6 protein-coding genes are annotated in these 6,837 nt (G+C 69.9%); 5 read left to right on the top strand and 1 reads right to left on the bottom strand.

All coding sequences use genetic code 11. The annotated features are described in order from the left end of the window. Positions 1-59: 59 nt before the first annotated feature. Positions 60-680: an RDD family protein gene (locus ACFU5O_RS09815; RefSeq protein ID WP_384238471.1), complete on the bottom strand. Its 621-nt coding sequence runs from the start codon at positions 678-680 to the stop codon at positions 60-62. 233 nt (positions 681-913) lie between these two features. On the opposite strand from ACFU5O_RS09815, the gene ACFU5O_RS09810 reads away from it, so the two are divergent. The 5 genes from ACFU5O_RS09810 (at position 914) to ACFU5O_RS09790 (ending at position 6,667) form a co-directional block, all read left to right on the top strand. Beyond that, positions 914-1,780: a bifunctional methylenetetrahydrofolate dehydrogenase/methenyltetrahydrofolate cyclohydrolase gene (locus ACFU5O_RS09810; protein ID WP_384238469.1), complete on the top strand. Its 867-nt coding sequence runs from the start codon at positions 914-916 to the stop codon at positions 1,778-1,780. A gap of 6 nt (positions 1,781-1,786) precedes the next feature. Beyond that, positions 1,787-2,617 carry a DUF3017 domain-containing protein gene (locus tag ACFU5O_RS09805; protein ID WP_384238467.1) on the top strand — a complete coding sequence of 277 codons (831 nt, stop codon included), beginning with the start codon at positions 1,787-1,789 and terminating at the stop codon, positions 2,615-2,617. A gap of 228 nt (positions 2,618-2,845) precedes the next feature. Beyond that, complete coding sequence (locus tag ACFU5O_RS09800) at positions 2,846-4,066, top strand: NADP-dependent isocitrate dehydrogenase (RefSeq protein WP_384238465.1); 1,221 nt, start codon at positions 2,846-2,848, stop codon at positions 4,064-4,066. A gap of 425 nt (positions 4,067-4,491) precedes the next feature. Next, entirely contained in the window at positions 4,492-5,511 is a 1,020-nt protein-coding gene (locus ACFU5O_RS09795) for an XRE family transcriptional regulator (protein ID WP_384238463.1), read from the top strand. Positions 5,512-5,677: 166 nt separating this feature from the next. After that, positions 5,678-6,667, top strand: coding sequence for a malate dehydrogenase (locus tag ACFU5O_RS09790; RefSeq protein ID WP_384238461.1), 990 nt, complete (start codon positions 5,678-5,680; stop codon positions 6,665-6,667). Positions 6,668-6,837: the final 170 nt, after the last annotated feature.

Here is a 6,837-nt window from a genome sequence, read left to right as displayed (position 1 = left end):
GAGGGCGGGGCCCCCTGCTATGCCGGCGCCCCCCCGCCGCTGTGGTTCGGCGTGTCGCGTCAGGCGCGCACAACCACCGTGCTGCACACCTTGTCGGCGAAGGTCTGCTTCTTGCTGTCCCAGATCGGCCACAGCCAGCCGATGTAGCAGGCCAGGCTGTCGAGGAAGTGCGCGAGCTTGCGCACGAAGGCCATGCCGAAGCCCAGCGTGGAGCCGTCGGCCTCCTTCAGGACCCGGATCTTGACGACCCTCTTGCCGATCGTCTGGCCGGTCGAGCCCTCCAGGTAGATCTGGTAGACGGCCATGCCGATCAGGTACACGAAGCCGAGGATTCCCAGCACCGCGAAGCCGCTGTCGCTCGGCGAGTCGCTCATGGCCACGCCGATGCCCGCCAGCAGGTAGTACGGACCGGCGATGATCAGCATGTCCAGCAGGTTGCCGCCGAACCGCAGGCCCCAGTGGGCGAGTTCCGGCATCTGGCCGTACCCGGGCTGCTGGCCGTACCCGGGCTGCTGCCCGTATCCGGGGGCCTGCGGGTACTGCGGGGCCTGCGGGTAGCCGTAACCCTGCTGGGGGACGCCCTGCGGAGCCTGCTGCGGGTAGCCGTAGCCGGGCTGACCACCCTGCGGGGGCTGCTGGGGCTGCTGCCCGTAAGGGTTGTTCGGGTCGCCAAAGCTCATGGCGGATTTCCTCCGTTGGATCTGCGGGGACGATGCGGTCCGGACCGGAGGAACTTCACGAAAACAAGCGGTTTGCCCCCCGACACTGCCCGCGGCACTGCGCGGATCATCGTGGTAGTAACGTCGCTTTTTTGTCCAGTCGATAACCGTATGTGTTGTGCAAGTGCAACCTCGTGTTCCCGTCGGCGTCCCCGAATTGGAACAGGGGAGGGGTCATCCGCGAGGATGGGGGCATGACCGCCCAGATTCTCGACGGCAAGGCCGCCGCAGCCGCGATCAAGTCCGACCTGACCGCCCGCGTGGCGGTGCTCAAGGCCGCCGGCGTGACGCCCGGCCTCGGAACGCTGCTGGTCGGCGACGATGTCGGCAGCCAGAAGTACGTGGCAGGAAAGCACCGCGACTGCGCGCAGGTGGGTATCGCCTCCATCCAGCGCGAACTGCCCGCCACCGCCTCGCAGGAGGAGATCGAGGCGGTCGTCCGGGAGCTCAACGACGACCCGGAGTGCACGGGCTACATCGTCCAGTTGCCGCTCCCGAAGGGCATCGACACCAATCGCGTCCTGGAGCTGATGGACCCGGGCAAGGACGCGGACGGGCTGCACCCGACGAACCTGGGGCGGCTGGTACTGAACGAGAAGGCCCCGCTGCCCTGCACCCCGGCGGGCATCATCGCGCTGCTTCGGCGCCACGGCGTGGAGATCAACGGCGCGCACGTCGTGGTCGTGGGGCGCGGTGTGACCATCGGGCGCCCGATGCCCCTGCTGCTGACCCGTAAGTCCGAGAACGCGACGGTTACCCAGTGTCACACCGGTACGCGTGACCTGTCCGCCCAGTTGCGGCAGGCCGACATCATCGTCGCCGCCGCGGGCGTACCGCACCTGGTCAAGCCCGAGGACGTCAAGCCGGGCGCCGCGGTGCTCGACGTCGGTGTCAGCCGTGACGAGAACGGCAAGATCGTCGGCGATGTGCACCCCGGTGTCGCGGAGGTGGCCGGCTGGGTTGCCCCGAACCCGGGCGGTGTCGGCCCGATGACCCGGGCACAGCTTCTGGTCAATGTCGTCGAAGCGGCGGAGCGCGCCGCGGCCGGCGCTGCGGGCTGACCGGACATGGGCAAGCCCACACCGGGGCCGGACACCCCGGACCGCGACTCCGACAAGGTTGACGGCACCCGCGGGACGGGCGCTGCGGGCGCCTCCGGGCCCGCGGCTGCGGCGAACGGCTCCGCGGGGCCCGACGCGGCGGCCTCTGCCGGCCCGTCCGGCCCGTCCATGAACGGCCACTCGGGCCCCTCGCGGGCCGAGGCGGCCGCGAACGGGCACGCGCGCGAGCCCGTCACCGGCGAGCCCGTCACCGGCGAACCCGTCACCGGCGAGCCCGTCACCGGCGAGCCCGTCACCGGCGAGCCCGTCACCGGCGAGCCCGTCACCGGCGAACCCGTGCCCGGCGAGCCGGGCACGGAGGAGCATGGCATCGACGAGCCCGGTACGAACGGGAGCGCTCCTGGCGCCGACGGTTCAGGGGAAGCGCCGCGTGCGGCGGGCAGGTCCCGGCGCCCGCCCTCCGTCACACGCGACACCGCACGCCCCGAGGGCGGCGGCCGCGCCGCGCCCGGGGATGCCTCTGCTCCCGCCCGTCAGTGGCCGCTGCTCACCGTGATCGGGCTCGCGGCGCTCGGGCTGCTGATCGTCGGTACGGATCCGTTCCCCCAGGCCTTCCGCATCGGCACGATCCTCGTCGGTGTCGCCCTGCTCACCGGCGCGGTGCTGCGCCGCGTCCTTCCCTCGGTCGGCATGCTGGCGGTGCGCTCCCGGTTCACCGACATGGTCACGTACGGCCTGCTCGGCACGGTGATCGTGCTGCTCGCCCTGATGACACAGCCCAAACCCTGGCTGGATATCCCGTTCCTGGAGCAGGCGGTCCGCTTCGCGGTGCGCTAGGGGCTCTCGTTCGGACCTTGCCGGGTTCGCGTGCCCTGACGCCGCACCGCGCTGCGTTGTCGTCGGTCGCCGGCGTCCGGCTGTCGCTGGGACGGTCGCGAAGGACCGACACTTCGTCTTGATGTCGAGTATCTTGATGACGAGATAACTCGACGGGTCCCCCTGTCCGCGTGCGCACCGGGTGACACGCCGAACCGGTCCGCAGCGTGAGAGGGAACGATTCACCTCATGGCCAAGATCAAGGCAGTCAACCCGGTCGTCGAGCTCGACGGGGACGAGATGACCCGCATCATCTGGCGGTACATCAAGGAGAAGTTGATCCTGCGCCACCTCGATGTCGAGTTGAAGTACTTCGATCTGGGCATCGAGCACCGCGACGCGACGAACGACCAGGTGACGATCGACGCGGCCAACGCCGTCAAGGAGTACGGCGTCGGTGTGAAGTGCGCGACGATCACTCCGGACGAGGCGCGGGTCGAGGAGTTCGGCCTCAAGGCGATGTACCGCTCGCCCAACGCCACGATCCGCAGCATCCTCGGTGGCGTCGTTTTCCGTGAGCCGATCATCATGGACAACGTGCCGCGCCTGGTGCCGGGCTGGACCAGGCCGATCGTCGTCGGCCGTCACGCCTTCGGTGACCAGTACCGTGCCACCGAACTGAAGATCCCGGGCGAAGGCACCCTCACGATGACCTTCACCCCGAAGGACGGCTCCGAGCCGGTCGAGCTCGAGATCTACGAATTCCCGGGCGCCGGCGTGGCGTTGTCCATGTACAACCTCGACGAGTCGATCCGTGACTTCGCGCGGGCCTCGTTCCGTTACGGCCTCGACCGGGACTTCCCCGTCTACATGTCCACGAAGAACACGGTCCTCAAGAAGTACGACGGCCGCTTCAAGGACATCTTCCAGGAGGTCTTCGACGCCGAGTTCAGGGCTGCCTTCGACGCCAGGGGCCTCACCTACGAGCACCGCCTCGTCGACGACATGGTGGCCTGCGCGCTCAAGTGGGAGGGCGGGTACGTCTGGGCGTGCAAGAACTACGACGGTGACGTCCAGTCCGACATCGTGGCCCAGGGGTTCGGCTCCCTCGGCCTGATGACGTCGGTCCTCATGGCCCCCGACGGCAGGACCGTCGAGGCGGAGGCGGCGCATGGCACGGTCACCCGTCACTACCGCCGGCACCAGCAGGGAAAGGCGACCTCGACCAACCCGATCGCCTCTGTCTTCGCCTGGACCCGCGGTCTCGCCCACCGCGGCAGGCTCGACGGCACCCCTGAGGTCATCGGGTTCGCCCAGGCGCTGGAGCGGGTCTGCGTCGAGACCGTCGGGAGCGGCCGGATGACGAAGGACCTGGCGCTGCTGATCTCCAAGGACCATCCGTGGCTGACGACGGAGGAGTTCCTGGAGGCGCTGGACACCGGGCTGCGGAAGAAGATGGCGTCCCTCTGAGGCTCGTCCGCGGTCTGCCCGGGAACCCCGGCGCCGATCGACTGTGACGGCGGCCGTCCTCTCCCCCGTGGGAGGACGGCCGCCGTCATGTGCAACAGCGTCATGCACGCGCCAAACGCGTTCAAGGTGTGGCGGGTGCCTGTGGCACGGAAGTGACGGTTCCGCCATGGTGTGATCGTCGGGCAACGGATGCGAAACTAGGGCGGGCTTCCGGGGCGGGGGCGCACGCGGGGAGTGTGCAGCAGTCCTGGATGCCCCCGTGCGCCCCGGGCCAAGGAACTGTCATCCTGGCTCTGCGCATCCCTCTGGGTAGTCCGCCTGGGCGGTCCACAACACGGACGGTCCACCAGGAACCCCGGAGGTGTGGCTGGGGGCACCACAGCGCGGAGCACATCAGGCACGTTCGGGGGGACAAGGGGGAAGTAATGCCTCGTTGGAAGGCGCTACCGGAACAGCTCGACCCACAGGTCAAGGAGTTCACGAGCCAGCTGCGCCGGCTCGTCGACCGCAGCGGGCTGAGCATCGCGGCCGTCTCGGACCGCACCGGCTACAGCAAGACGTCGTGGGAGCGCTATCTGAACGGGCGGCTGCTCGCCCCCAGGGGCGCGATCGTCGCACTCGCAGAGGTGACGGGTACGAACCCGACCCACCTCACCACCATGTGGGAGCTCGCGGAGCGTGCCTGGAGCCGCTCCGAGATGCGTCACGACATGACGATGGAGGCCATCCGGATATCCCAGGCGCGAGCCGCGCTGGGCGAGTTCGGGTCGAGCGCCCAGGCCGGTGCGTCGCGGACCGCCGCACCGCCCGGCGGCCGGGGCCCCGAACCGTACGCTCCCGTACAGGACGGCGGCGGTCACTCCGTTCCGCCGCGCAACGCGGGGCACGCCGCCACACCCGATTCCCCACGCCGGGGACGCGGGCGGGGCGACGGACGGGACGGCGGTCGGCGCAAGACGGCGATGTTCCTCGCGGGCGTCGTCGGTGCGCTGCTGGTGGTCGCTGCCGCCGTGCTGCTGACCGACCTCGGGGGAGGCGGCGACGGCGGCGGCAGGACCGTGGCCAAGACACCCAGCGCGGCTCCCACGACCAGCGAGCCGGAGCTGCCCACCGGAGTGAAGTGCTCCGGCGAGGACTGCACGGGCCAGGACCCGGAGAACATGGGGTGCGGAGGCCAGTTGGCCACGACCGCTTCGCGGGCGACGGTCGGTACGGCCGTCGTCGAGGTCCGCTACAGCAAGACGTGCGCGGCCGCGTGGGCCCGTATCACGAAGGCCGCGCCGGGCGACAAGGTCTCGATAACGGCGGGCGAAGGGGACCAGAACGGCCTGGTGAACGCCGACAAGGACGCGTACACCCCGATGGTCGCGGTGACCGACGGGACCGAGGCCAAGGCGTGCGCGACGCTGACGACGGGCACGAAGGGCTGCACGACCGAGCAGTGATCGGCTCGAGTGAGCCGCACCACAAGGGGGCGGCGATGTGCGGGTGCCCGGGTCGGATAGCCTGACCGCTGGATATCTCTTCACGTCGAGAGATCGATCAGTACGGTGGAGATATCCAGCATCAGGGGCAGGGACCCCCACCGCCAGCTGTCTTACGGAGATCGCCATGACCCGCACTCCCGTGAATGTCACCGTCACCGGCGCGGCCGGCCAGATCGGCTACGCGCTGCTCTTCCGCATCGCCTCCGGCCAACTGCTCGGCGCGGACGTGCCGGTCAAGCTGCGCCTTCTGGAGATCCCGCAGGGCCTGAAGGCCGCAGAGGGCACCGCCATGGAGCTCGAGGACTGCGCCTTCCCGCTGCTGAGCGGCATCGACATCACCGACGACCCGAACGTGGCCTTCGACGGCGCCAACGTGGCGCTGCTGGTCGGTGCCCGTCCGCGTACGAAGGGCATGGAGCGCGGCGATCTGCTCTCCGCCAACGGCGGCATCTTCAAGCCCCAGGGCAAGGCCATCAACGACCACGCCGCGGACGACATCAAGGTCCTCGTCGTCGGCAACCCGGCCAACACCAACGCGCTCATCGCGCAGGCCGCCGCGCCGGACGTACCGGCCGAGCGCTTCACCGCGATGACCCGCCTCGACCACAACCGCGCGATCTCGCAGCTGGCCGCCAGGACCGGTGCCGCCGTCTCCGACATCAAGCGCCTCACCATCTGGGGCAACCACTCCGCGACCCAGTACCCGGACATCTTCCACGCGGAGATCGCCGGCAAGAACGCCGCGGAGCTCGTCAACGACCAGGCCTGGCTCGCCGACACCTTCATCCCGACCGTCGCCAAGCGCGGAGCGGCGATCATCGAGGCCCGTGGCGCCTCCTCGGCCGCCTCCGCCGCCAACGCCGCCATCGACCACGTCCACACCTGGGTCAACGGCACCGCCGAGGGCGACTGGACCTCCATGGGTATCCCGTCGGACGGCTCCTACGGCGTTCCGGAGGGTCTGATCTCCTCCTTCCCCGTCACCTGCAAGGACGGCAAGTACGAGATCGTCCAGGGCCTGGACATCAACGAGTTCTCCCGCGGGCGCATCGACGCGTCGGTCGCGGAGCTCGAGGAGGAGCGCGAGGCGGTCCGCGGCCTCGGCCTCATCTAGTACGTACGCAGGCCCGTACGTACGCGTACGGGTACGACTGTGGGGTGCCGCGCCGGCCGCGCGGCCCCCCCCACTGCGCCCACCGCGCCGAGGGCCGCGACGGGGGCCGGGGGGGGTGGGGATCTGGGCTGATGGGATGCGGGGCCCGGAACCAGCCACACCCCGCCCCG

The organism is Streptomyces sp. NPDC057445 (assembly GCF_042802855.1).
GTDB lineage: Bacteria > Actinomycetota > Actinomycetes > Streptomycetales > Streptomycetaceae > Streptomyces.
This window is presented reverse-complemented; position numbering and strand designations above follow the sequence as displayed.

Bases quoted from the DNA above. Each gene is read 5' to 3' on its own strand.
- ACFU5O_RS09800 (WP_384238465.1), top strand. From the start codon at position 2,846: ATGGCCAAGATCAAGGCAGTCAACCCGGTCGTCGAGCTCGACGGGGAC.
- ACFU5O_RS09810 (WP_384238469.1), top strand. From the start codon at position 914: ATGACCGCCCAGATTCTCGACGGCAAGGCCGCCGCAGCCGCGATCAAG.
- ACFU5O_RS09790 (WP_384238461.1), top strand. From the start codon at position 5,678: ATGACCCGCACTCCCGTGAATGTCACCGTCACCGGCGCGGCCGGCCAG.
- ACFU5O_RS09805 (WP_384238467.1), top strand. From the start codon at position 1,787: ATGGGCAAGCCCACACCGGGGCCGGACACCCCGGACCGCGACTCCGAC.
- ACFU5O_RS09795 (WP_384238463.1), top strand. From the start codon at position 4,492: ATGCCTCGTTGGAAGGCGCTACCGGAACAGCTCGACCCACAGGTCAAG.
- ACFU5O_RS09815 (WP_384238471.1), bottom strand. From the start codon at position 680: ATGAGCTTTGGCGACCCGAACAACCCTTACGGGCAGCAGCCCCAGCAG.